This is a genomic window from Flavobacterium psychrotrophum, assembly GCF_003403075.1.
GTDB lineage: Bacteria > Bacteroidota > Bacteroidia > Flavobacteriales > Flavobacteriaceae > Flavobacterium > Flavobacterium psychrotrophum.
Map to the genome: position 1 here is coordinate 3,960,855 of NZ_CP031557.1, position 24,394 is coordinate 3,985,248.

Annotated in this window: 22 protein-coding genes; 18 read left to right on the forward strand and 4 right to left on the reverse strand. The window is 41.5% G+C overall.

Going from position 1 to position 24,394, the window contains the following annotated elements:
- The first annotated feature begins 257 nt into the window (after window positions 1–257).
- The 3 genes from DYH63_RS17130 to DYH63_RS17140 all read left to right on the forward strand — a co-directional run bounded on the left by DYH63_RS17130 (window position 258) and on the right by DYH63_RS17140 (window position 4,906).
- Complete coding sequence (locus DYH63_RS17130) at window positions 258–1,553, forward strand: glycoside hydrolase family 30 protein (RefSeq protein ID WP_240409026.1); 1,296 nt, start codon at window positions 258–260, stop codon at window positions 1,551–1,553.
- Window positions 1,553–3,859, forward strand: coding sequence for a glycoside hydrolase family 3 N-terminal domain-containing protein (locus DYH63_RS17135; protein WP_116789958.1), 2,307 nt, complete (start codon window positions 1,553–1,555; stop codon window positions 3,857–3,859). Before DYH63_RS17130 ends, DYH63_RS17135 begins: the two co-directional genes overlap by 1 nt.
- Window positions 3,860–4,141: 282 nt before the next feature.
- Entirely contained in the window at window positions 4,142–4,906 is a 765-nt protein-coding gene (locus DYH63_RS17140) for an amidohydrolase (RefSeq protein WP_116789959.1), read from the forward strand.
- A gap of 161 nt (window positions 4,907–5,067) precedes the next feature.
- On the opposite strand, the gene DYH63_RS17145 is transcribed toward DYH63_RS17140, so the two are convergent.
- From DYH63_RS17145 to DYH63_RS17155, 3 genes are all read right to left on the reverse strand, one after another.
- Window positions 5,068–6,684 carry an Ig-like domain-containing domain gene (locus DYH63_RS17145; protein ID WP_116789960.1) on the reverse strand — a complete coding sequence of 539 codons (1,617 nt, stop codon included), beginning with the start codon at window positions 6,682–6,684 and terminating at the stop codon, window positions 5,068–5,070.
- A 245-nt stretch (window positions 6,685–6,929) separates the two neighbouring features.
- Window positions 6,930–7,613, reverse strand: a complete 684-nt coding sequence (locus tag DYH63_RS17150) for a ComF family protein (RefSeq protein WP_116789961.1) — start codon at window positions 7,611–7,613, stop codon at window positions 6,930–6,932.
- A gap of 14 nt (window positions 7,614–7,627) precedes the next feature.
- The gene (locus DYH63_RS17155) at window positions 7,628–8,329 is read right to left on the reverse strand and encodes a YEATS-associated helix-containing protein (protein WP_116789962.1); all 702 of its coding nucleotides are present in this window, start codon (window positions 8,327–8,329) and stop codon (window positions 7,628–7,630) included.
- A gap of 137 nt (window positions 8,330–8,466) precedes the next feature.
- Between DYH63_RS17155 and DYH63_RS17160 the strand changes: the two genes are divergently transcribed.
- The 15 genes from DYH63_RS17160 to DYH63_RS17230 all read left to right on the forward strand — a co-directional run bounded on the left by DYH63_RS17160 (window position 8,467) and on the right by DYH63_RS17230 (window position 23,344).
- The gene (locus DYH63_RS17160) at window positions 8,467–9,135 is read left to right on the forward strand and encodes a hypothetical protein (RefSeq protein ID WP_116789963.1); all 669 of its coding nucleotides are present in this window, start codon (window positions 8,467–8,469) and stop codon (window positions 9,133–9,135) included.
- Entirely contained in the window at window positions 9,132–12,491 is a 3,360-nt protein-coding gene (gene mfd / locus DYH63_RS17165) for a transcription-repair coupling factor (RefSeq protein ID WP_116789964.1), read from the forward strand. The genes DYH63_RS17160 and mfd overlap by 4 nt, the downstream gene beginning before the upstream one ends.
- 220 nt (window positions 12,492–12,711) lie before the next feature.
- Window positions 12,712–13,146: a DUF2314 domain-containing protein gene (locus DYH63_RS17170; RefSeq protein ID WP_162927076.1), complete on the forward strand. Its 435-nt coding sequence runs from the start codon at window positions 12,712–12,714 to the stop codon at window positions 13,144–13,146.
- A 94-nt stretch (window positions 13,147–13,240) separates the two neighbouring features.
- A complete protein-coding gene (locus DYH63_RS17175; protein ID WP_116789966.1) occupies window positions 13,241–13,666 on the forward strand; it encodes a VOC family protein in 426 nt (141 codons plus the stop codon).
- A gap of 72 nt (window positions 13,667–13,738) precedes the next feature.
- Window positions 13,739–14,374: a putative polyvalent protein kinase domain-containing protein gene (locus DYH63_RS17180; protein ID WP_116789967.1), complete on the forward strand. Its 636-nt coding sequence runs from the start codon at window positions 13,739–13,741 to the stop codon at window positions 14,372–14,374.
- An 81-nt stretch (window positions 14,375–14,455) separates the two neighbouring features.
- Complete coding sequence (locus tag DYH63_RS17185) at window positions 14,456–15,997, forward strand: glycine--tRNA ligase (RefSeq protein ID WP_116789968.1); 1,542 nt, start codon at window positions 14,456–14,458, stop codon at window positions 15,995–15,997.
- 83 nt (window positions 15,998–16,080) lie between these two features.
- Window positions 16,081–16,266 carry a hypothetical protein gene (locus DYH63_RS17190; RefSeq protein ID WP_116789969.1) on the forward strand — a complete coding sequence of 62 codons (186 nt, stop codon included), beginning with the start codon at window positions 16,081–16,083 and terminating at the stop codon, window positions 16,264–16,266.
- A gap of 701 nt (window positions 16,267–16,967) precedes the next feature.
- Complete coding sequence (locus DYH63_RS17195; RefSeq protein ID WP_116789970.1) at window positions 16,968–17,813, forward strand: alpha/beta hydrolase; 846 nt, start codon at window positions 16,968–16,970, stop codon at window positions 17,811–17,813.
- Window positions 17,814–17,819: 6 nt separating this feature from the next.
- Entirely contained in the window at window positions 17,820–18,158 is a 339-nt protein-coding gene (locus DYH63_RS17200; protein ID WP_116789971.1) for an avidin-fold protein, read from the forward strand.
- Between the two features lie 143 nt (window positions 18,159–18,301).
- A complete protein-coding gene (locus DYH63_RS17205) occupies window positions 18,302–19,042 on the forward strand; it encodes a hypothetical protein (protein ID WP_116789972.1) in 741 nt (246 codons plus the stop codon).
- A 180-nt stretch (window positions 19,043–19,222) separates the two neighbouring features.
- Window positions 19,223–19,879 (forward strand): hypothetical protein, encoded by a 657-nt coding sequence (locus DYH63_RS17210; protein WP_116789973.1) that lies wholly within the window; start codon window positions 19,223–19,225, stop codon window positions 19,877–19,879.
- A gap of 23 nt (window positions 19,880–19,902) precedes the next feature.
- Window positions 19,903–20,679, forward strand: coding sequence for a pyrroline-5-carboxylate reductase (gene proC / locus DYH63_RS17215; RefSeq protein ID WP_116789974.1), 777 nt, complete (start codon window positions 19,903–19,905; stop codon window positions 20,677–20,679).
- 285 nt (window positions 20,680–20,964) lie between these two features.
- Complete coding sequence (locus DYH63_RS17220; protein ID WP_116789975.1) at window positions 20,965–21,738, forward strand: Bax inhibitor-1/YccA family protein; 774 nt, start codon at window positions 20,965–20,967, stop codon at window positions 21,736–21,738.
- Between the two features lie 151 nt (window positions 21,739–21,889).
- Entirely contained in the window at window positions 21,890–22,336 is a 447-nt protein-coding gene (locus tag DYH63_RS17225; protein ID WP_116789976.1) for a T9SS type A sorting domain-containing protein, read from the forward strand.
- 6 nt (window positions 22,337–22,342) lie between these two features.
- Window positions 22,343–23,344 carry a DUF8740 domain-containing protein gene (locus tag DYH63_RS17230; protein ID WP_116789977.1) on the forward strand — a complete coding sequence of 334 codons (1,002 nt, stop codon included), beginning with the start codon at window positions 22,343–22,345 and terminating at the stop codon, window positions 23,342–23,344.
- A 51-nt stretch (window positions 23,345–23,395) separates the two neighbouring features.
- Here DYH63_RS17230 and dusB read toward each other — a convergent pair whose 3' ends face one another.
- Complete coding sequence (gene dusB / locus DYH63_RS17235) at window positions 23,396–24,388, reverse strand: tRNA dihydrouridine synthase DusB (RefSeq protein ID WP_116790873.1); 993 nt, start codon at window positions 24,386–24,388, stop codon at window positions 23,396–23,398.
- Window positions 24,389–24,394: the final 6 nt, after the last annotated feature.

Sequence of the window (24,394 nt, forward strand, 5' to 3'; positions counted from 1 at the left end):
TTGATTATTATTTAATTAAAAATAAAGGTGAATATATTAAGTATAGTAATTGAGTACCAGAGTAACTAAAATGTAGTGCAATTTACGGATAGGGAAGAAACATAAAGTACTTTTGAAATTCCAACAAATAAATTCTGTTGGCCTAATAGTTTATTATGTCATATGTAACCGTTAAAAAACATTTTTTTGTTTTTGCTATTTCGGCAACTGCTTTATTAAGTAGCTGCACCGGCACAAAGAGTGCCGCTTATATCACTATGTCCGACAAATCGGCACTGCTGCAAAAAACAAATATTTCAAGTAGCCCTGATGCAAGCCATGTACAGCTTACAATAAATCCGTCTACAAAATACCAGGAAATGGATGGCTTTGGCTACACCCTTACAGGAGGTAGTGCGCTGCACATTTCGAAAATGACAGCACCGTCACGCGCTGCTTTATTAAAAGAACTTTTTGGCACAGGAGAAAAAAGCATTGGCGTAAGCTATCTGCGCATTAGTGTTGGCGCATCCGACCTTGATGAACTGTTATTTTCTTACAACGACCTGCCAACAGGCCAGACCGATGAAAAACTTGAAAAGTTCGACCTTGGTTACGATAAAAAATACCTGATTCCGGTACTTAAAGAGATACTTGAGGTTAATCCTAAAATAAAAATACTGGCATCGCCATGGTCGCCTCCTGTATGGATGAAAGACAACGGCGATACAAAGGGCGGAAGCCTTAAGCCTGAATTTTATACCGTATATGCAAACTACCTTGTAAAATACATTCAGGAAATGAAGAAAAACGGCATTATCATAGATGCCTTAACCGTACAAAACGAACCGCTACATCCCGGTAATAACCCCAGTTTGCTAATGCCTTCAGATGCCCAAAAGGTATTTGTGCGCGATCATCTGGGGGCAGCCTTTTCCAAAAACAATATCCAAACCAAGATCATTATTTATGATCACAATGCCGACAGGCCGGACTACCCAATCTCGATACTCGACGATGCTAAGGCAGCGAAGTATATCGACGGTTCGGCCTTTCACCTTTATGGTGGCACTGTAGATGCCATTAGCAAGGTGCATGAAGCACACCCTAACAAAAACCTGTATTTTACAGAACAATGGGTGGGCGCTCCGGGCAACTTTAAAAAAGAATTTGACTGGCATATTGAGAACCTTATCATTGGTGCGCCACGCAACTGGTGTAAAACCGTACTGGAATGGAACCTTGCTGCAGACCCGCAACAAGACCCACACACAGATCGTGGTGGTTGCGACCGCTGCCTTGGGGCCATAACCATAGATGGAGACAATGTAACCCGCGAGCCTGCTTATTATATTATAGCACAGGCCAGCAAATTTGTGAGGCCGGGTTCTGTACGCATTGAGTCGAACGTACCGCAAAACCTGCCTAATGTAGCCTACACTACACCTGACGGAAATATTGCTGCCATTATACAAAACAAGTCTAAGCAGGAGCAAACGGTAGATGTAACCGCCGGCAATAAAACAACAACAATAACCTTAAAAGCGGGAGCTGTAGCTACCCTTGTACTATAATGATCAACCCGATTAAAACCCTTGCGCTTGGCGCAGCCCTGCTGGCAGGCTTTACCTGTACAGCACAGCAAAAACCGGCAGATAACAGCAAAAAAATAGATGCGCTTATCGCTAAAATGACCCTTGAAGAAAAAGTGGGCCAGATGACGCAGATAACGCTTGATGTATTGTGTAAAGGCGATAACCGCTACTCAAGCACACACCCGCTTACACTGGTTGATACCGAGATGAAAAAAGCTTTTGGGCATTATCATATTGGGTCAGTGCTTAACGTAGCCGGAGGCAAGGCGATTACGCCGCAAAAGTGGTACGAACTTATTAGTGGCGTGCAAAAGTCATCACTAACTAATGATACTAAAAAGATACCCCTGCTGTATGGTGTAGACGAAATACATGGGGTTACTTATACCGATGGCGGCACCATGTTTCCGCAGGAAATAGCACAGGGTGCAGCACGTAACCCTAAGCTTACTCAACAGGCCGCTGCCATTACTGCCTATGAAACCAGGGCGTGTGATATTCCGTGGACGTTTGGGCCAGTACTCGACCTGGGTATGGATCCGCGTTTTCCGCGCCAATGGGAAAGCTTTGGCGAAGACCCATACCTATGCGCTGTATTAGGTGCAGCGATGGTTACCGGATATGAAGGCAATAACATGGGTGCTTTTGATAAAGTAGCCAGTTGCATGAAGCACTTTTTGGGGTACCATGCCGCTACCAGCGGTAAAGACCGTACGCCCAGCTATATTAGCGAAGACGCACTACGCGAATACCACCTGCCTGCTTTTAAAGCGGCTATAGAGGCGGGTTCGCAGACCGTAATGGTAAATTCGGGCATTATCAACGGGGTTCCGGTGCATGCCAACTATGATATCCTCACCAAACTTTTAAAAGAAGAACTGGGTTTTAAAGGCCTTGTAGTTACAGACTGGGCAGATATTGAAAACCTGTACAAGCGCGACAGGATTGCTATCTCTGATAAAGACGCAATCATGATTGCCATTAATGCAGGTATTGATATGAGCATGGTGCCTTACCAGTATGAAGTTTTTTGTGATAATTTAATTGCGCTGGTAAAAGAAGGCAAGGTAACCGAGGCAAGGATAGACGATGCCGTTCGCCGTATACTAAAAGTTAAGCATGCACTGAACCTGTTTGATAAACCAAACACAAACCCGAAAGACTACCCGAAATTTGGCAGTAAAGAGCACGAAAAAGCATCGTATGATATGGCTGCCGAAGCCATTACTTTATTAAAGAATGAGGGCAATGTACTTCCGCTAAAGAAAAACATAAAAGTATTGGTTACAGGCCCTAATGCTAACAGCATGCGCACCCTTAACGGTGGCTGGACATACAGCTGGCAGGGCGATAAAACCGAAGAATATGCCGGTAAATACAACACCATCTTAGAAGCCGTACAAAATGAGATTGGTAAAACTAATGTTACCTATGTACCGGGTGTAAGCTACAAAGAAGGTGGCCATTATTATGATGAGTTTGCCGACAAGATGGATGAAGCTGTATCCGCAGCTAAAAATGCCGATGTGGTTTTACTGTGCCTTGGCGAAAACAGCTATACTGAAAAACCGGGCGACATGAATGACCTGTACATGAGCGACCTGCAAACAGAACTGGCGCAAAAACTTGCAGCCACCGGTAAAACCGTAATCCTTATTCTTAACGAGGGCCGCCCAAGACTAATCAGTAAGTTTGAGCAACAGGTAAAAGGTGTGGTACAGAGCTACCTGCCGGGTAACTTTGGTGGCGATGCCCTTGCAGATGTATTGTTTGGCGATGTAAACCCAAGCGGTAAGCTGCCGTATACTTATCCGCGTTATCCTAATGCTACCATTGGCTACATTCATAAGCCAAGTGAGGAGCAAAAGAAAGCAGAAGGCGTATATAACTATGAGGCCGATTATAACCCGCAGTACCCGTTTGCATACGGATTAAGCTATACTACGTTTGCCTATAAAGACCTTAAAATAAGCAAACCTGCCATTAAAAAAGGCGAAAATGTACAGGTTACGGTTACGGTTAGCAATACGGGAAAAGTGGTTGGGAAAGAAGTGATACACCTGTTTACATCTGACCTGTATGCCAGCAGCGTAACGCCGGATGTTAAGCGCCTGCGCCGTTTTGAAAAACTGGAACTAAAACCGGGCGAAAGCAAAACAGTTAGTTTTGAACTGAGCCCAAAAGACCTTAGCTATGCAGGCCGTGATGGTAAAACCATACTGGAGGCAGGCGACTTTGAAGTAGCCATAGACAAGCTTAAGGCACAATTTACACTTACGGAATAATGTTGTTATTCATAAATTAGAGTTTAGGTTAGTACTCGAAAAGGCCGGTAACATGAGGGTTGCCGGCTTTTTTATGTTGTCTATTTTTTGCCACTAATTTCACAAAATTGCAGCTTCGAAAGCAGCTGATGCAGCAAGTTACGAGTACGTTTTTGCATACTTATCTTTGCGCATTTGTCTCTGGGCGAGAAATTATAATTCAGGAAACTTATAAAATCATTCTGAATATTTAATCCTTTGAAATTTGCGTGAAATTCGTGAAATTAGGGGCAAACAATTATAATGAAGATCTCCCTTATACAAACCGCACTTGAATGGGAAAACCCCGCTGCTAACCGCGCCAATTTTACCCAGCTGATAAACGGCATTACTACAACCGACCTCATCATTTTACCTGAAATGTTTGCTACCGGGTTTACCATGAATCCGTCGGCAGTTGTCGAAACTATGGATGGCGACAGCGTGGCGTGGATGGTAGAAACGGCAAAGGCTAAAAACAGCGCTATTACCGGTAGCCTGGTTATTGAGGAAGATGGCAAATACTATAACCGCCTGCTGTTTGTGTACCCAGATGGGGAGATAAAAACCTATAACAAACGCCATCTTTTTAGCTATGCCGAAGAAGACAAGTTTTACACCTCCGGTACTGAGAAACTAATTATTGAATATAAAGGCTGGAAGATATGCCCGTTGGTTTGTTACGACCTTCGTTTTCCTGTATTTGCACGAAATGTAGAAAATTATGACCTTTTGCTGTATGTTGCCAACTGGCCGCAGGTACGCACCTTTGCATGGGATGCACTGCTTAAAGCCCGCGCCATAGAAAACCTTAGCTATACCATAGGCGTAAACCGCGTAGGACAGGATGGCAACGGCCATGCCTACAGTGGGCATACACAGGCACTGGATGCGCTTGGCAGCTATGTATTAGACCCAACAGAAGAAGCCGGGGTATTTACTATTGAACTGGATAAAGACGCATTAGAAGCAACAAGAAAACGATTTGCGTTTTTGAATGATAAGGATGATTTCAAGCTTGAGTTGTAGCGTGTCATATTACACAAAGTTTCGCAAAGAATCCGCAGAGTTACACAAAGTAACAGTAGCTGTTTTTCACGTAGCGTAATCACTAGGTCATATTCAAATCTTTGAGAAACTTTGCGGCTTCTTTGCGAAACTTTGTGAAATAATTTACCCCAAAGACAAAATTACCCACCCGCAGGGAAAGGCTGCTCCACATCCCACAGGGCATGTACTTCTATTAGTTTAGGAAAATAGATAACCTCTTCGGGTTGTAATTTCTTTCTGTAATCTCCCGTATCCCATTCCTGGTTCTTATTATCGTCGTAGATAAGGCGCAGTACATAGTTTTTAGGCTCTACCGATTCGAAGTTGATTTCTGTATTACTTTCAGAAAACTGAGAGGCATACACTTCTCCTTTTTCATCGGTAATTTCTACAATAACCGGCCATCGTTTTACATTTTCAAGCTTTATAACGAGGTTACCATAATCGGCATAGGGTTTAGTTACCAGCTTATAATTGAGGGTATCATTTTTCTTTTCATAGAAATCTATAAGCGCACCGGGCAGAAGCTGCATGACATACTTTTGGTTTTCATCTTTTTTGAAGTCAAAAACAAGTCGCTGTTCAAATTCATCATACTTATAGGTAAACGGCACTGCAACCGAATCTTTGTCAACTAACGACATTAGTTTTTTATCAATAGTAACAATAGGAGTCGACGTTTTTAGGGTAAACTGCTCCCTGAAATGAAGCCCGCCTTTTTGCACGGCATCTACCGAGAGTGAGTCCATGGCCTTCATTTCTTTAAATTTTACCATAAAATCTCTTACGGTATCACGCTGGGTAATTTTTACAGCGAGCGAGTCGGCCTTCACGTTACGCGGCACCCACAGTTGCAAGGAGTCTTTATCCTTTACGTTAGTAAGCATACTACGAATTTCTTCGCCGGAATTACCATTTTTAACTGTGGATTTTACCCCTTTACCATCCTTGCCTGTAAAAGGTACAAACAACCTGTTAGCCGATGTTTGTGCAGGCCGCTGTGCAGCAAACGGGAGTTTCTCCTGAAAAAGTTCCAGCATAAAAACTGTATCATTAGGTACCGATACCGGCTGTTCTAAAAATGCCAGTTTATCTACCTTTGGGTTATAAATGTAGTTTCTTGCCACATCTTTCATAGCAAAAATGTGGTACTTGCCCGCCTTAAGATTTTGCAATGAAAACACCGTAAGGCTATCGAGCGTATTTGTTACATAACGCGGCCTTTCTTTATAAATAGTGCTGTCATTAAAGGTTTCATTTGCTTCGTAAAGCATGATGGTAACAAAGTTATCGGTCTCGCGTTTAAGGGCATCCTTAATTTTGCCATTCAGCATTAGTGAGTCAATGTAAGTTCCTGTAGAAAACACAAAACGGAACTGCGAATACGGGTTACCCTCGTTATTATCGGTAATACTTTGCCCAAAGTTAAAGCTATAGGTAGTATTATCCTGTAGGGTATCTTTTATCTTGATATTTATAAATCTGCTTGCACTCCCCGCAGGAACAACCTCCGGAGCATATTTCATGGGTGGGGAAATAATAAGCTGCTTGTTTACATCCTTTACCTTTACATACTCATCAAAATCGATATGTATTTCTTTACCTTTAAAACCTGTGGTCATGTTTTTAGGCGAACTACTTACAATGCTTGGCGGTATGGTATCTTTAGCGCCACCGGTTATGGTGCCCCTTTTAGCACAGGCGGTAAGCAATACTGAAACCAGTATGAAATAGATAAAGATGCGGTTCTTAAACATAGTGCATTTTTGATTGTACGGCAAAATAACGATTATATTTAGTGCCGTGGAAATGTTTTGTCAAAATTTAGGACGCTGAATTTTTATTAACCACATAGGTACAATAGTTTTCATAGCTATTTATTATACCCAACACAGGCAACATAGCTTATGTTTGAGGCATAGCCTCAATCTATCCCGATTACATAGAAAGCATTATTCTCTTAAGCTATGTATCTATATGGTTTCAAATATTCAGACATTATTTAGCTTTGGGCATACGCCATGGTTACTATACTGAGCTTAGCTCCGGGAATTTGCAGCAGCAGCTTTCCGCAAGCCTCCAGTGTAGCACCGGTAGTAATAACGTCATCTATAAGCAAAAAGTGTTTACCGTTATCAGCCTCCGTGTGGTTTACGGCAAAAGCACTGTTTATAATGGCAGCGCGCATTTCGCGGTTCTTTTTGGTTTGGGTTTTAGTGTAGTTAGCACGCACTAAGATATCCTCATTATAGGGAATGCCCAGCCCCGTTGCTATTTCCTGTCCAAAGAGCGTAACCTGGTTATAGCCACGTTCTCGAAATCGCTTTGGGTGCAAGGGTACAGGTATTACATCGGTAACGGTTTGCAAATCGGGCACCTGCTTTAAAAGCGGTGCATACCACTGCCCCATTAGCCTGCCCACACCTTCTTGCTTGCGGTATTTAAGGTTGTGTATAAGTTCCTGCACCATACCTTCTTTATGAAAGTAAACCAGTGACGATGCGTGTACCAGATCAAGCCTGCCGTAAAACTTCTGTGCGGTTTCGTTGCCGGGGTTCAGGTAATGCTGTGTAAAAGGCATATCGTGCCGGCATTGGGTACAAACAACATCCTCGCTATCGAGCAGCAGGGCATCGCAGCCGTTGCAGGTAAGCGGGTATAAAAGGTTGATGAGGGATTTTAGCATGGCAAATATTAAGATCACTTATTGTATTGATCCAACATATTTCTTCCTATATTAGTAAGCCCCCAAACTTCCTTACCATCGTTTTTCACAAGTTTTTTTATTACTCCATTATTTTGAAGTTCTTGCAGAAAAATTTCTAAAAGTTTATAAGGGTATTTTAATTCCTTAGTAATTCCCTGAACTGTCCTAAATTTATAATTGCCACTAAAGCTCATAATAATATCTTTAATAATTTCTTTAGGTGGCTTATCATTAAAATCTGACTTTGCTTTAAGTTCAGTAATGTCAATTTCTGATGCTATTCTAACCTCATCTTCTGATTCGGTTTCACTTGAAATCAGACTATCAATCTTATCTTCGTTTTGCTCAACCTTGTCGAGAGCTGTCTCTGCTTTAGCATTTGTTGATGCTAAATCTTTTAAAATTTTATCTCCAACAGTATTGATAAATTTATCTGCATAATAACCGGCAACAAAGCAAAAACCAGCAAAGACGAAATAATTTATTGTATCATAATTATCTGTACTTTTAATTAGACTACTGGATAGCATATTTAATAACAAGGGAACTAACAACGAAGCACCAAGACTTGTAAAAAAGCTTTTCCAAAAATAACCTTCATTATTCAGGGAATTTCCTTTAGTCTTAAAATAATTAGCTAAAGCAGCTAATATGCCTGCACCAAGAATTATTGAGGCTAATATAAATTCGTGCATATTAAGTATTAAGATTGGTTCGTTATTCAAAAATAGTAAAAATAACTATGATACTTTCATACGATAATTGAGTCTTAATTTATTTTTTAAAAACTTTGGCTTGGGATTTGTAAATTTGCTATTGCAATTATATTACTATGAAATATCTAAGGTTCTTACTGTGCTTAGGCTTCGCAGCCCTGCTTTTTTCTTGCAATGATGATGAAAAAGCCCGTATTGCCGAAACCCAGAGGACAATAAAAACAAACGACTCTATATTAAAAGTTATCGCTGCCAACTGGAAGTTTGACTTAGCCCCCCCTACCCCAAAGGTTGCCGAAAGCATAAACGGCTGGAACGAATGGCAACAGTTTTTAAACGAACTGCACCAAAAACCTACTGGAACACTTGATGCGTATAGGCGTAAAACCAAAATACTGGTTACTAAAGCGGACCAGTTGATGAACAACATTCCGCCATTTTTTAATAAGCCGCAAATACGCAGCCGCCTGGCCGTACTGGTTACCCAAACCAGGCAACTGTACACGTTTATGAGCATTGAAACCATTCCTGACAAGAAAGTGGTAGGCATCATCAATGCCATTACAGACGACCTGGACAGCACACAAAAGCAGTTTGACGAGATCATCCGCTTTAGCGAAATACCAAAAGAAGAGGGCGAAGAACAGATGCTGCGCGCCCTTGACACTACACGCCTTGCTAACCCCGATGCGGTTATGCCACAAACACAGCCCAACCTTGCAACACCGCAAAACAAATATCAGTCTGGCGGGCATGGTGCAGGCTACATTAAACAGACACATTGAAAAACGAAATATCAGATAAATACAACCAGTCGGCTAAGGTAAAGCAAATAGCCACTGCGCTGCAACAGCGTGAAAGCAAGCTACAGGTAAAAGGCCTTATAGGGTCTTCCCTGAGTTTTGTGATTGAGCCATTGTTCCGCGAAAGCGAACTGCCTTTTCTCCTTATCTTAAAAGACAAGGAAGAGGCCGCTTATTACCTGAACGACCTTGAGGCGCTTGTGGACAAAGACGATGTACTTTTTTATCCCGGCTCTTACCGTCGCCCCTACCAGATAGAAGATACCGATAATGCCAGCGTACTGCTGCGTGCCGAGGTGCTTAACCGCATCAACAGCCGTAAAAAACCTGCTATTATTGTATCGTACCCGGAGGCGCTTTTTGAAAAGGTGGTTACCCGACAGGAGCTTGACAAAAACACGCTGAAAATAAATGTAGGCGACCAGGTGTCAATCGATTTTATTAATGAAGTGCTGTTTGAATATGAATTCCGCCGTGTGGATTTTGTGACCGAACCCGGCGAATTTAGCGTGCGCGGTGGTATTGTAGACGTGTTTTCTTTTAGTAATGACAACCCGTACCGTATTGAATTTTTTGGCAACGAGGTAGACAGCATCCGTAGTTTTGACGTGGCAAGCCAGCTTTCGCTTGAAAAGAAAAATAAGATTACGGTAATGCCCAATGTGGAGAACAAGCTGCTGAACGAAAAGCGCGAAAGCTTCCTGGAATACATCAATGAGAAAACCGTATTGTTCATTCAGAACACCGATGCCCTGCTGGCACAGCTCGAGCTTTATTTTGGCAAAGCAAAAGAGGCATTCGAAAAGCTGAGCAAGGATATTAAACACGCAACACCCGAAGAACTGTTTGTAAACCAACAGGTGTTTGTAAAAAAATCACTGGACTTTACACTCGTAGAACTGGCTAATACCACCATATTTAAAACGCAAAAGACGTTTGAATTCCGCATACAGCCGCAGCCGTCGTTTAATAAGCAGTTTGATTTGCTGCTTACTAACCTAAGCGAGAACCATAGCAAGGGTTATAAAAATTATATCTTCTGCGCAAATGATGCCCAGGCAAAACGCTTTCACGATATTTTTGAAAGCCTTGACGAAGCCAGTCATGAAGACATCCGTAAACAGTATAAGACAATCGTCTTCCCTATTTACGAAGGTTTTATTGATGACGAAAACCAGATTGTGTGCTATACCGACCACCAGATCTTTGAGCGTTACCACAAGTTCAGCATCAAGAACGGATACAGTAAAAAGGGCGCTATAAGCCTGAAAGAGCTTAACTCATTGTCTGTTGGCGATTATGTAACCCATATTGACCATGGTATAGGTAAGTTTGGCGGGCTTCAAAAAATACAGGTTGAAGGCAAAACCCAGGAAGCCATAAAACTGGTCTACGCTGACAATGACATTGTGTATGTAAGCATTCACTCGCTGCACAAAATATCAAAGTATAACGGTAAAGACGGTGTACCACCCAAGATATACAAACTGGGTAGCAGCGCCTGGAAGACCCTGAAACAAAAAACCAAGGCACGCGTTAAGCACATAGCCTTTAACCTGATACAGCTATATGCCAAGCGCAGGCTTGAGAAAGGTTTTCAGTACGCGCCGGACAGCTATTTACAGGCCGAACTGGAATCGTCATTCATTTATGAAGACACGCCCGACCAGGTTACCGCTACCCGCGATGTAAAAGCCGACATGGAAAGCGAACGCCCTATGGACCGCCTGGTGTGTGGCGATGTGGGCTTTGGCAAGACTGAAGTGGCCATTCGTGCAGCCTTTAAAGCGGTAGACAACGGCAAGCAGGTTGCCATATTAGTACCTACAACCATACTTGCCTACCAGCATTACCGCACGTTTAGCGAGCGCTTAAAAGATATGCCTGTTACGGTAAGTTACCTGAACCGTTTCCGTACTGCAAAGCAAAAGGCCGAAACCATAGCCGGCCTTGCCGATGGTAAAGTAGACATACTTATAGGCACCCACCAGCTGGTAAGCAAAAACGTGAAGTTTAAAGACCTTGGACTACTGATAGTTGACGAGGAACAGAAATTTGGCGTAAACGTAAAGGACAAGCTAAAAACCATTGCCGAGAATATAGATACGCTTACGCTAACGGCAACACCTATCCCGAGGACGTTACAATTTTCGCTTATGGCGGCACGCGATTTATCGGTAATCACCACTCCTCCGCCTAACCGTTACCCTATAGAAAGTCACGTAGTGGGTTTTAATGAAGAGGTAATTCGCGATGCGGTATCATATGAGATACAGCGCGGCGGTCAGGTATACTTTATAAACAACCGCATTGAAAACATCAAGGAGGTTGCCGGTATGATTCAGCGCCTGGTGCCACACGCTAAAGTGGGCGTGGGTCACGGCCAGATGGACGGCAAAAAACTGGAAGAGCTGATGCTCGCCTTTATGGAGGGCGACTTCGATGTACTGGTAGCGACCACCATCATTGAAAGCGGCCTTGACGTGCCTAATGCCAACACAATATTTATCAACAACGCTAATAACTTCGGGCTTTCTGACCTGCACCAGATGCGTGGACGTGTAGGCCGTAGCAATAAAAAAGCATTCTGTTATTTTATTACGCCACCATACAGTGCTATGACCGAAGAAGCACGTAAGCGCATACAGGCGCTGGAACAGTTCAGCGAACTGGGCAGCGGCTTTAACATTGCCATGAAAGACCTCGAAATTCGTGGTGCGGGCGATTTATTAGGTGGTGAGCAAAGTGGTTTCATTAATGAAATTGGCTTTGAAACCTACCAAAAGATCATGAATGAGGCCATTGATGAACTTAAGGAAAACGAGTTTAAAGACCTTTATGACGACGTAGACGGCGATGCCGAAAAAGAGTATGTTAAGGATCTGCAAATCGATTCTGATTTTGAACTGCTGTTTCCCGATGAATACATCAATAACATATCTGAAAGGCTAAACCTTTATAACAAACTGGGAACCCTTAAAAACGAGGAGGAACTTATGGCGTATGAGCAGAAGCTAGTCGACCGTTTTGGACCGTTGCCTAAACCTGCTCAGGCTTTGGTTACCAGTATGCGCATTAAGTGGCTGGCGACTAAATTGGGTATCGAAAAACTGGTTTTAAAACAAGGCAAGATGGTAGGCTACTTTGTGGGCGACCAACAGAGCGCTTATTACCAGAGCGGGATGTTCCACAAGGTTATTAAGTTTGTACAGCAGTTCCCTACTGTGGCGCGCATGAAAGAGAAACAAACCAAGAATGGCCTGCGCCTACTGCTTACGTTTGAGAATGTAAAGAGTGTGCAGAAAGCGCTGAATATGTTACAGATGGTGTTTGAGTAGGCTGCTGAGTGTCTTAGCTATTGAGCGAGGCGACCAGAGCATGTGATGGCGAGTGGAGGAACGGAACGCGGCCATCTTTTTTAGAGTTTTTTGTAGATTGCTGCGGCACGTAAGGAAAGCTATAGCTAAGTAACTGAGAGCTTTTGAATTAAATTAGTTTTTGATCTATTTTTTTATGTTTATTTACACTAATAAATTATACAACTACAAACTATTAATTATGATCAAACTAGCCATATTTTTGATTCTTTTGACATTTGTCATAGAGTGTAATCCTCAAAAAAGATCAGTAAACTGGGATCGCGAAAATGTAGTGACCGTAAATGTAAATGACTCTACTTATACGAACGCAGAAAAGCTTGCGCAGAAAAATATGTCAACATTCATTGACATGCTAAACAACAGGAAAAAAAACGGCTATAAATTTAATGTTAGTGCCCGTTATACAGAAGATGAAAAATCTGAAACAATGTGGTTTACCGTGCTCTCAATCGAAGGAAATACATTTAACACGAAACTAAACAATGTCCCTTTTAATCTTAAAACCATCAAACTAGGTGATAAAATTAAAATTCCTAAGGAAAGTGTTAGGGACTGGATCGTATCAAAAAATCACAAAGTAATAGCTGGCAATTTCGCTAATGAAGATATTTAAGATTGCTATACTCCGCTGCGTTAGCAATAACTATGTAGAGTTGAGCAATTATTTTTTGTAGCTTTATACAAACAAGCAATCTAAAACATTACTTATGGCACATTTAAATCCATACATCCATTTTAACGGCAATGCCGAAGAAGCTTTTGATTTTTATCAGTCTGTTTTCGGCGGAGAATTTGCTTCTAAAATGCGTTTTAAAGACTTCCCGAACCCAGAGTTTTCGTTGCCTGAAAAAGAGGCTGAGAAACTTGCCCATATTTCTTTACCCATCAGCGGCAGCAGTATACTTATGGGCAGCGACGTACCGGAATTTATGGGTACAGTAAACGAGTCCGAAAACCGCAGCAAAATATCAATAGCTACAGACAGCAAAGAAGAAGCTGATAAATTATATAACGGACTTTCGGCAGGTGGAAAAATTGAAATGCCAATTACTGACAGTCCCTGGGGCGCTTACTTTGGGATGTTCAGGGATAAGTATGGCATCGAATGGATGGTGAGTTTTGACAGGAAATAATGCGAATGAAAGGTTGACTTTGTGCGACTACATTCTTAATTACCTCAACAAAAATATTCTCTATATTTGCTAATGCAAAATCAGCTAAAAGATGAATTACACAATATCATTTCAGGAAAGAGCACGGTTAGGTTCGGAACAACTCTCCAATCAATCACCCGTTACCTTATCAATGGCTCGCAAACAGGCAGAGCTACTGAAAACACAAAGCAATTCAAAGAACAAGAAACAAAGAGGTTAGAAGACTACATATTTCAGAATAGTCTTTTAATATCGGATGTTGATTTTTCACAATATGTAAGCGAAGGCGCAGAGCAAAGGGTTTACCTTAAAGATGCTGACCATGTTATCAAACTCAATGACGCCATATATTATTCTTCATGGCAGGATTACTTTCATAACCTCTTACTTCATAATTTTTTCTTCCCTGATACTGCTTATGACCTAATTGGCTTTACAAAAGATGATAATGTTTTGTATGCTGTTGTGCAGCAACCGTATGTTGCTATTACAGAAAGTACTGATTTAGAAGAAGTGAAGCATTTCTTAGCATCAAACGGTTTTGAAAATATTAGAAACAACGATTATCAAAATCAGGATTTGGGCATCATATTAGAAGATTTACACGACGAAAATGTATTAACCAGAAATGGCATCTTATATTTTATTGATACCGTTTTTTATCTTACTGATAAATTCTGGCAATAAACAATATTGCTCACTTTCCGAATCTTCAAATTGTTACATTTTCAAATTCCTACATTAATATTCTTTTCCTATTTTTGCAGCATGGCAAAACAAGACGATCAATTTAAGAATGTTATTTCGCACGCTAAGGAGTATGGTTTTATATTTCAGTCAAGCGAAATTTATGATGGGTTAAGCGCTGTATACGACTATGGCCAAAACGGTGCTGAACTAAAAAAGAACATCCGCGAGTACTGGTGGAAAAGCATGGTGCAAATGCACGAAAACATTGTAGGCATAGATGCTGCAATATTTATGCACCCTACCACCTGGAAGGCCAGCGGCCACGTAGATGCCTTTAACGACCCGCTTATAGACAATAAAGACAGCAAAAAACGCTTTAGGGCCGACGTACTTATTGAAGACCACGCCGAGAAAATATACCAGAAAGCGCAAAAAGAAATAGAAAAGGCACGTGCCAAATATGGCGATGCTTTTAACGAAGAAGAGTTTAAGGCTACTAACGGCCGCGTAAAAGAATACCTTGCCAAGAACAGGGAGATACTGGAGCGCATGGCTCGTAGTTTAGAAACCGAAAACCTGGCCGATGTTAAAGCCCTTATTGAGGAGCTTGAAATTGCCGACCCGGATACCGGTTCTAAAAACTGGACCGAAGTACGCCAGTTTAACCTGATGTTTGGCACCAAGCTGGGCGCTGAGGCCGCCAGTGCTATGGACTTATACTTACGTCCGGAAACGGCACAGGGTATTTTTGTAAACTTCCTTAACGTGCAAAAGTCAGGCAGGATGAAGGTTCCGTTTGGTATTGCACAAACAGGTAAGGCATTCCGTAATGAGATCGTTGCCCGCCAGTTCATCTTCCGTATGCGCGAGTTTGAACAAATGGAAATGCAATTCTTTGTACGTCCCGGTGAAGAAATGAAGTACTACGAGTTCTGGAAAGAAACGCGTCTTAAATGGCACCTGTCATTAGGGCTTGGCGAAAAAAACTATCGTTTCCACGACCACGAAAAGCTGGCGCATTATGCTAATGCCGCTGCCGATATAGAGTTTAACTTCCCGTTTGGCTTTAAAGAGCTTGAGGGTATCCACTCGCGTACAGATTTCGACCTTAAGGCGCATGAACAGTTCAGCGGTAAAAAACTACAGTATTTTGACCCTGAGCTAAACGAAAACTATACTCCTTATGTAGTAGAAACTTCGGTTGGTTTAGACAGGATGTTCCTTGCCGTATTCTCTACATCGCTTAAAGAGGAAACTCTTGAAGATGGCTCAACCCGCACCGTGCTTAGCCTTCCGGCTGTACTAGCACCTACCAAGGCTGCTGTACTTCCGCTGGTTAAAAAAGACGGACTTCCAGATGTTGCACGCTCTATTATTGAAGACCTTAAGTGGGACTTCAATGTAGCATATGACGAAAAGGATGCCGTAGGCCGCCGTTACCGCCGTCAGGATGCGCTGGGTACACCGTTCTGTATTACGGTAGACCATCAAACGCTGGAAGACCAAACGGTAACCATTCGCCACCGCGATACCATGAAACAGGATAGGGTTAATATCTCTGAACTTCGTGGTATTATTAACAATGAGGTTTCGGTTAGGAATTGGTTACAGAAAATGTAATTCTTATTTTAGATATATAAACGCCCCGATTGGGGCGTTTTTTAGTTAACAAAATATTCCATTAATAAAAGTAAACCTGTTTTATGTCAAAAAGCATTCACACAACCTATAAATCTTTAAGGGGATTAACCAAAATTCAAATTGAGGCACAGTTTATCGACCCCGATTCTGACCTTGCAACACTTGGTAAAAAAAGGTCTATAAAAAGGTCGGTAAAAAGAGCACGCAAAAACCTTAAGCAAAGAAACCAGTTAAATAACAATAAATAGCAGAAAATAGCCTCTTATCAAGGCGAGCATTATGTTCCCACAGCTAGCGCGAGCATCTTGCTCGTGCCCAAACCAATAATAAGATTGCCACACTCCGCTGCGCTGCTTTCGCAATGAACGCGACGGGTACAGTGTTATAACTTGTTGCCATTGCTTTCTTCAAATAACGTCATGGCGAGGCACGAAGCCATCTAAATAATGCAATTTTTCAATTATAACATAGTCCCGAACAACTGTTTTATATCTTTGAAATGGAATAATTCTATTTTCATTCTGACTAAATCGAAGCGGAGAAATTTCAGCTAACCAATTAAAACTAATAAACCCTGAAAATCATAACCTACATTTTCACATTACTTCTGCAGTTTTCATTAATTGCGATACTTAAACCACTTGATAGTCTGACACTTATTTATTTAATACTTATAAGTTGTGTTGCTTTTGGCTTACTACTCGGATTTGTGAATCTCAATCTTAAAATAAAAGCTGTTGGCAAAGGTTTGCTTTGGGCTTCAGTTACGAGTATCGCATTAGTGAGCCTGTTTTTAGTCTGGCTAAATTCCAATTTTCCAAAATAGGTTTATTATGCCAAATCTAAACTATCGCACTGCGTTACGCTACGTCCGCAATGGCAGTGATGCAGCACTGTTATACCATAATTTAACCTGTATTTCTTTAACTTTGGGCTTTAATCTATTTACATGAAGCGTTTATTTATTTTTGCCTTACTTGCCCTGCTTACACTGCCCTGCATGGCGCAAAAAACAAACACCATCAAGCCCTTTATTTTAGGGCACCAAACCGAAATTAAATCTAAAATATTAGGCGAAAAAAGGGTACTCAATATTTATGTGCCCGATGGTTATAACGCTAAAGACACTGTAACCTATCCTGTAATTTATTTGCTGGACGGATCTACAGATGAAGACTTTTTACACATTAGCGGACTAGTGCAGTACAGCAGCTTTGAATGGGTAAATTATATCCCGAAATCAATAGTTGTAGGTATTGCTACAGTAAACCGCAAGCGCGATTTTACCTTTGCGTCTACCGTTGGCGAACAAATGAAGGCATATCCGGAAGCCGGGCATTCAGATAAATTTATAGCGTTTATAGAAAAAGAGCTACAGCCTTTTATATCTAAAAATTATCAGGTGGGCAGTTCAAAAACCATCATTGGGCAATCGATGGGCGGACTTTTAGAAACTGAAATACTTTTTAAAAACCCAGAATTGTTCAGTCGTTACATAATTATCAGCCCCAGCCTCTGGTGGGATAACGGATCACTATTAAACACAAATCCTGAAATACTTGGCGCAGATTTTAAACACCCCACAGAAGTTTACATTGGCGTAGGCAAAGAAGGCCTAGCACCCACTACTGCTCCGCATGTAATGGAGGTAGACGCAAACCTCCTGGCCGAGAAGATAAAAGGCAGTAAGAGCAGTACTGTAAAAGTAATTTTCGACTACCTGCCATCAGAAGACCATGCCACGATTATGCACCAGGCTACATTAAATGCTTTTAAGCTACTAATGGCTAAATAAAAAACAATGATAAACTACAACAACAAAATATTTCGTCCCGTAAGCAATACCGAAAATGGAGAGACATCGGGTGAAACCGTATTTGTCTATAAGCAGGAAGGCAACATACTAACATCTGAATATTCGGGAGGTAAAATAATAAAAGGGCACTTAATAGGCCTTGTAGACACCGCCGGAAATATAAGCATGCATTACCACCAGGTAAACGACAAGGGCGAAATCATGGCCGGGTTTTGTAAGTCGGTGCCAACGTTATTACCAAATGGCAAGATACAACTACATGAAACGTGGGAGTGGATTACGGGAGACCTTTCTAAAGGAAATTCGGTTATCGAAGAACAGTAGCGCCATAGCGCAAGCCATTTTTTCGCATAATTTCAATTCATTTTTGTGGTTTTTCCTCAATACTTTTGTTAAATAAATTTTGTTTTTATTGGTTCAGAGTTATATTTTCGCTTTCAAGAAAAATGACACTAACCCTATTTAAGATGAAAAACAAATTCCTTACCGCGCTTGCGGTATTGTCATGCATTGCCTTTACGTCATGCAGCGACGATTCTTCAGACTCTTTTGATAATGCTAATGGCGATGTTGCTAAAAAGTATATTACAAAAATTACCACCACTACATCTGAGCAGGGCGTTGAACCGGCAACACTTACTGTAAATTATGACGCGGCAGGCAAAGTAAGCAGTGTTACAGATGGCGAAGAAACCAGCTACTTTGCTTACGAAAGCGGCAGCCTAAAAAATATAAGCGGCGACGGCGATGTGCTTAACATTCCTAACCTGCTCTCTACCCCGCAGGATGCTTATGAGGTGGGCGATGTACTAAATTATGACAGTAAAGGAAACCCTGTAAAAGTGCGTATTTATGAGCGCGATTGGGATGGTAACATTTACGAGCAATATACAGGCGAAATTACTTATGAAGACAAGCCAAACCCTTACTTTTATACGCTACAGGCTGCCGGTATTATTGATGTTCTTGATAACCTGGACTTAAACTTTAGCCTTACACCACAAAGCGAAGAGCTTATAAAAGCAAAGTTGCTATTACCGGTTAGCAATCCTAAAAAAGTAGTTATTAAGGATGAGAACGGCAACGTAAAGAAAACCATAGTTAATGATTATGTTTACGGTGCAGACAATTATCCTGTTTCTGCTACAGCTACCGAAACCAGTGAGTATGGTACATGGATCTATACTACCACATATACTTATAAATAGAATAACCCGGTAATTAATATCTAAGGATGCTGTAAAAGGCATCCTTTTTTTATGCACTTCAAAAATCTGTATTAGGACAGTTAAACTGGCAGATTTTCTCTTATCACTGATGTAGAAAATTATTATCTTAGCAATAATCGATTTGCATACATTACTTTAACTGCACAATACAAAAACTAAATGATATTAAATTTTAGACGTACAGCCCTTACTCTCGCTCATTTAGTTGTTTTTGTCTCTTTAGTCTCGTGTAATAACAGCAGTAACACTAATTCTGATAGCGCCATACCTAAAGAGGATAATTCCGGTGTTACTACAAACAGGTCATTAATGGTTGAGGCATTGATAAAGCTTAAAACAACACTTGCATCTAAAGAGAAAGAAAAAATTGCAGGTATTTTTGATTTTCCGCTCTCAGATTCTATACAAATGTATACTGAAAGCGAAGCATATCAAAAAGAACGGGAACAGAATGGCGATAAGGTATCAAAGGAACTATTCCTTAAATATTTTGAGGAAATATCTGATGACATTCAGATGGAGGAGGTCAACGAACTGTTTAAACACATAAATGTTGAGCGTCTTATAAAGCAGGACAAACTGGATTATGAGAACATCATAGCTACAGAACCGTGTTACAGTTTTTATAGCATAGAAATTAAAAACAACCTTATAACATTATCTGTTGGGTCAGGATCGAATAAAAATTACAAAAGCAAAGTATCTAGCGATGAAGTTCCAGAAAATTCATCACAATTTTGCGAAAGCGTACTTTGGTGGATTTTTAGTTTTAATAGTGGCAAGCTAGAGCTTGTAAGTATAAATGGTGCCGGGTAAGTATTAACTAATAAACAAAGCCAATGAACATCCATATAATAGGCGGGGGTAACCTTGGTGCAGCCATAGCCATAGGGTTGGCACAATTTACCACAGGTAATACCATAACTGTTACCCGCCGCAATATAAAACTGATAGCACATCTTAGCCAGTATGGCATTACAACATCGGCAGATAATACTGCGGATATTAGCAATGCAGACATTGTAATACTGGCCATAAAACCATGGCAGGCCGATGCCGTACTCGACGAAATACTACCGCACCTTAATGGTAAAACCATAGCCTCGGCAGCCAGCGGGGTAACGTTAGAGCACCTGCACAGTAAAGTAGCAGGTAGTAATACGGTACTGCGCATTATGCCAAACATTGCCGTGCAGTATGGAGCATCGGCAACCTGCGTTTCGGCAAAGCCGGAAGACATAAGCAAAACAGGTTCTGTAATGGAGCTTTTTGACAAAGTGGGTACGGCAGTACTTATTGACGAAAAACTAATGGATGCCGCCACGGTACTGGGCGCCTGTGGTACCGCGTTTGCACTGCGCTACATTCGCGCCAGTATGCAGGCAGGCATAGAAATAGGTTTTGATGCCAAAACCGCACTCGCCATAGCGGCTCAGACTGCCCTGGGCGCTACCGAGATGCTTTTAAAAGAAAATGCCCACCCGGAACAACTTATAGATAAGGTAACTACCCCACAGGGGTGCACCATTGCGGGACTTAATGAAATGGAACACGAAGGCTTTAGCTCATCGCTGATCAAAGGAATCAAAACTTCACTAAAGCAAATAAAAGGATAACAATACACCTTATAAATGTTAATCTTATAACTTTTAACAGGTTACAACGAAACCCATATTGCATTTCATCGGGTTTTCTGGGTGTATATCTGATTTATTTTGTTAGAAGCAATAAGAATACTATGTTTGCATCATAAAATAGCATTAGTAAAATTTAAGTTTTACGGTATTTTTGGGGGCCGAAAAAGGGAAAACTAACCGTTTTCCCTTTTTTATTTTACACAGGCATACTATTTGATTATTCTTCTGTAAATAGTATATTTGAAATCTAATAGAATCAAACCAATGGAATTTAAATCAAAAAACCCGTTACTTACAGGAAAGTCATACGAAAAAAGCGGACAGCAAAACGTTTACAGCGTTGACGGCTCTCATATTATAGATTATAACGATACCATGACGGTAAAAGGCACCATCAACAAAACCTTTATTTTGTTTGGCCTGTTACTTGTTGGCGCAGTGGTACCTTTTTATATGGCACTAAATGGCATTAACCCTTATATTCCTGGCATCGTATCGCTTTTTGTAGCACTGGGTATGGTTATAGCCTGTACACTTTCTCCTAAAAATGCAGCCTTTCTTGCTCCGGCCTATGCCCTTTTTGAGGGTGTGTTCATTGGATCTGTATCTATATTTTTCGAAATGATGTACCCGGGTATTGTACTACAGGCGGTTGCAGGTACGCTGGTTACCTTTGGCGTATGCCTTGCACTATACCGCTTTGGTATTGTAAAGGTTACAGAGCAGTTCAGGTCTATTGTTATTGGCGCTACTGCCGCTATAGGCACTTATTACCTTATATCAGCTTTATTTTACTGGATAGGTGGCGTAAGCTTCTTCCACCGCGGTAACTCTTTAATGAGCATTGGTTTTAGCGTAGTTGTTATCGTTATTGCTGCCATGAGCCTTATCCTTGACTTTGACATGATAGATAAAGGTGTAAAGCAAAGAATGCCAAAACACATGGAATGGTTTAGCGGTATGGGGCTTATTGTAACCCTTGTATGGTTGTACCTTGAGTTTTTAAGGTTGCTAAGCAAACTGCAAAGTAGAAATTAAGTTAAGATTTTACTCACAATATAAAATCCTTACATTTAATTGTGTAAGGATTTTTTTATGCTTGTTTGAGGTGTGAAAATTATTTAATAGCGTTACTTGAAACTCTCAATTGTTAAATTATCTTTGCCCTCACCAAGTAACTGTTATAATAATGAAAAAACTCCTGTTTATTTTGTTTTTGGGTAATGCTGCTTTTGCACAAAGCATTATAGGACACAACAATTCCGGATCGCTGGTAACGCCTAATTACAGCTCCAGCGTTGGCGAAATTTATGTTGTACCTCAAAACCCTGATCGTGCCTCATCCGGTACGCTGGGCGCTTCTACCCAAATTGTACTGGGCAGCCTGGGGCTACAGGACTATGCCGAGACAAACGGTATTACCTACTACCCTAACCCGGTACAAAACTACCTAACCGTTGACCTGCAACAACAGGCTGACCTTAAAAAGGCACAGCTTTTTGATGCTAAGGGAACACAAATCAAATTACCTGCACCCGATGGCAACATGCTAAACCTATCAGGGTTACAGGCCGGAACGTACTTTATTGTACTGCCGGATACTAAACTAAAACCCATTAAAATCGTTAAAAACTAACCTAAAATGAAACACTTTTACTTTTTACTGCTTTTTATTTCTGCAAGCCTTATGGCGCAGGTACCACAGGGCTTTAGCTATCAGGCGGTAGCCCTTAACTCAGCTGGCCATGCTGTAGCATCGTCTCCTGTTAAACTGCGTGTAAGCATCCTTGACGGAAGTGCAACGGGCAGCGCTGCTTATGTAGAAACACACAACCCTACTACAAACAACGTAGGCCTTTTTACCCTGACCATAGGCATGGGAACCCCAACCAGCGGTACTTTTAATACTGTAAACTGGGCAGAAAACTCAAAATTCCTTAAAGTAGAAATAGATGTGGCTAACGGTACTAACTACATTACTGTTGGTTCATCTCAACTACTGTCAGTTCCTTATGCTATGTATGCAGGTGCGGTAGCAGGTATGGGGTCTGGCAGCAATGCGGGTATGTTTACCAGCTTGTATATGTATGGAACATTTAACTCTTACAACGCATCTACGGCAATAAGAATGGCTGGTAGCGATGGCTTTACATGTTACAAGTATCTTACAGCGGGCACACAGGTAAAATTCATACCATCTCAAAGTTCTACCGTTGCCTATGGCGATGGCGGCGGCTATCAGTTAGCAACAAATGGTGCGGCTTTCCCTATAGTGTCTGACGGTATTTACAATGTATATGTAAGGGTTACAGGCTCAACAAATGATACAAATATTTATAGTGCATATTTTGAATCGATAGCTGTAAAAGTTACACCTAGCTTTACAAACACAATTACACCTATGACTTATAATGCAGGTACTAATACGTTAAGTTGCGTTATAAACGTGCCCACTTATGTAGATGCTACTGAGCGCAGATTCAGTTTTATTATTGGTAGCGGAATTTTTGGAGACAACTTAGGCAATGGTTCTATTGATGCCGGTGGCACTGAGATTAGTATTCCCGGTACAGGAAATTATCGTGTTACACTTAACCTGAACACTACCGGAGATGGCAGCCCTTACACGGTTACAGCACAATAATCATCAGTCACTATATAAAACAGCAAAGCCCCTTACGGGGCTTTGCTGTTTTTAGGCAGGCTGGCTTTCGCCAAATTTTTGCAACACTTCATCCAGCACATTGTACACGTCCTGTGGTTCATCGCCGGTAACAAGTTTTTGCCTGTATTCTTTAAAATTAGGTATCCCTTTAAAATAGTTAGTGTAGTGGCGGCGGGTTTCAAAAACGCCCACGCGCTCCCCTTTCCATTCTATGCTCCACTTCAGGTGGTTACGGGCAGCTTCTACACGGTCTTCAATGGTTGGAGCCGGCAGGTTTTCGCCAGTGGCAAAAAAGTGCTTTATTTCATTAAATATCCACGGATAGCCTATGGCAGCACGGCCTATCATAAGTCCGTCTACGCCATACCTGTTTTTATATTCCAAAGCTTTTTCAGGACTGTCGATATCGCCATTACCAAAAATAGGGATATTGATTCGCGGGTTATTCTTTACACGGGCAATGTGGCTCCAGTCGGCCTCACCCTTATACATTTGCGCACGGGTACGGCCATGAATGGTAAGTGCTTTTATACCCACATCCTGAAGACGCTCAGCAACTTCATCTATATTAATACTGTCGTCATCCCAGCCCAGGCGGGTTTTTACGGTAACGGGCAGGTGCGTACTGTTTACCACGGCTTTTGTAAGGCGCACCATAAGATCGATGTCTTTTAGAACCCCGGCACCGGCACCTTTACATACTACCTTTTTTACCGGGCAGCCAAAGTTAATATCTACAATATCAGGATTTACAGCCTCAACTATTTTAGCAGAAAGCGCCATGGCTTCTTCATCACCACCAAATATCTGGATGCCCACGGGGCGCTCATAGTCAAAAATATCCAGCTTCATACGGCTTTTCATCGCATCGCGTATCAGGCCTTCGCTCGATATGAACTCGCTATACATAAGGTCGGCACCATGCGTTTTACAAAGCCTGCGAAACGGCGGGTCGCTAACATCTTCCATCGGGGCAAGCAAAAGCGGGAATTCGGGTAATTCTATGTTTCCTATCTTAACCATCATACA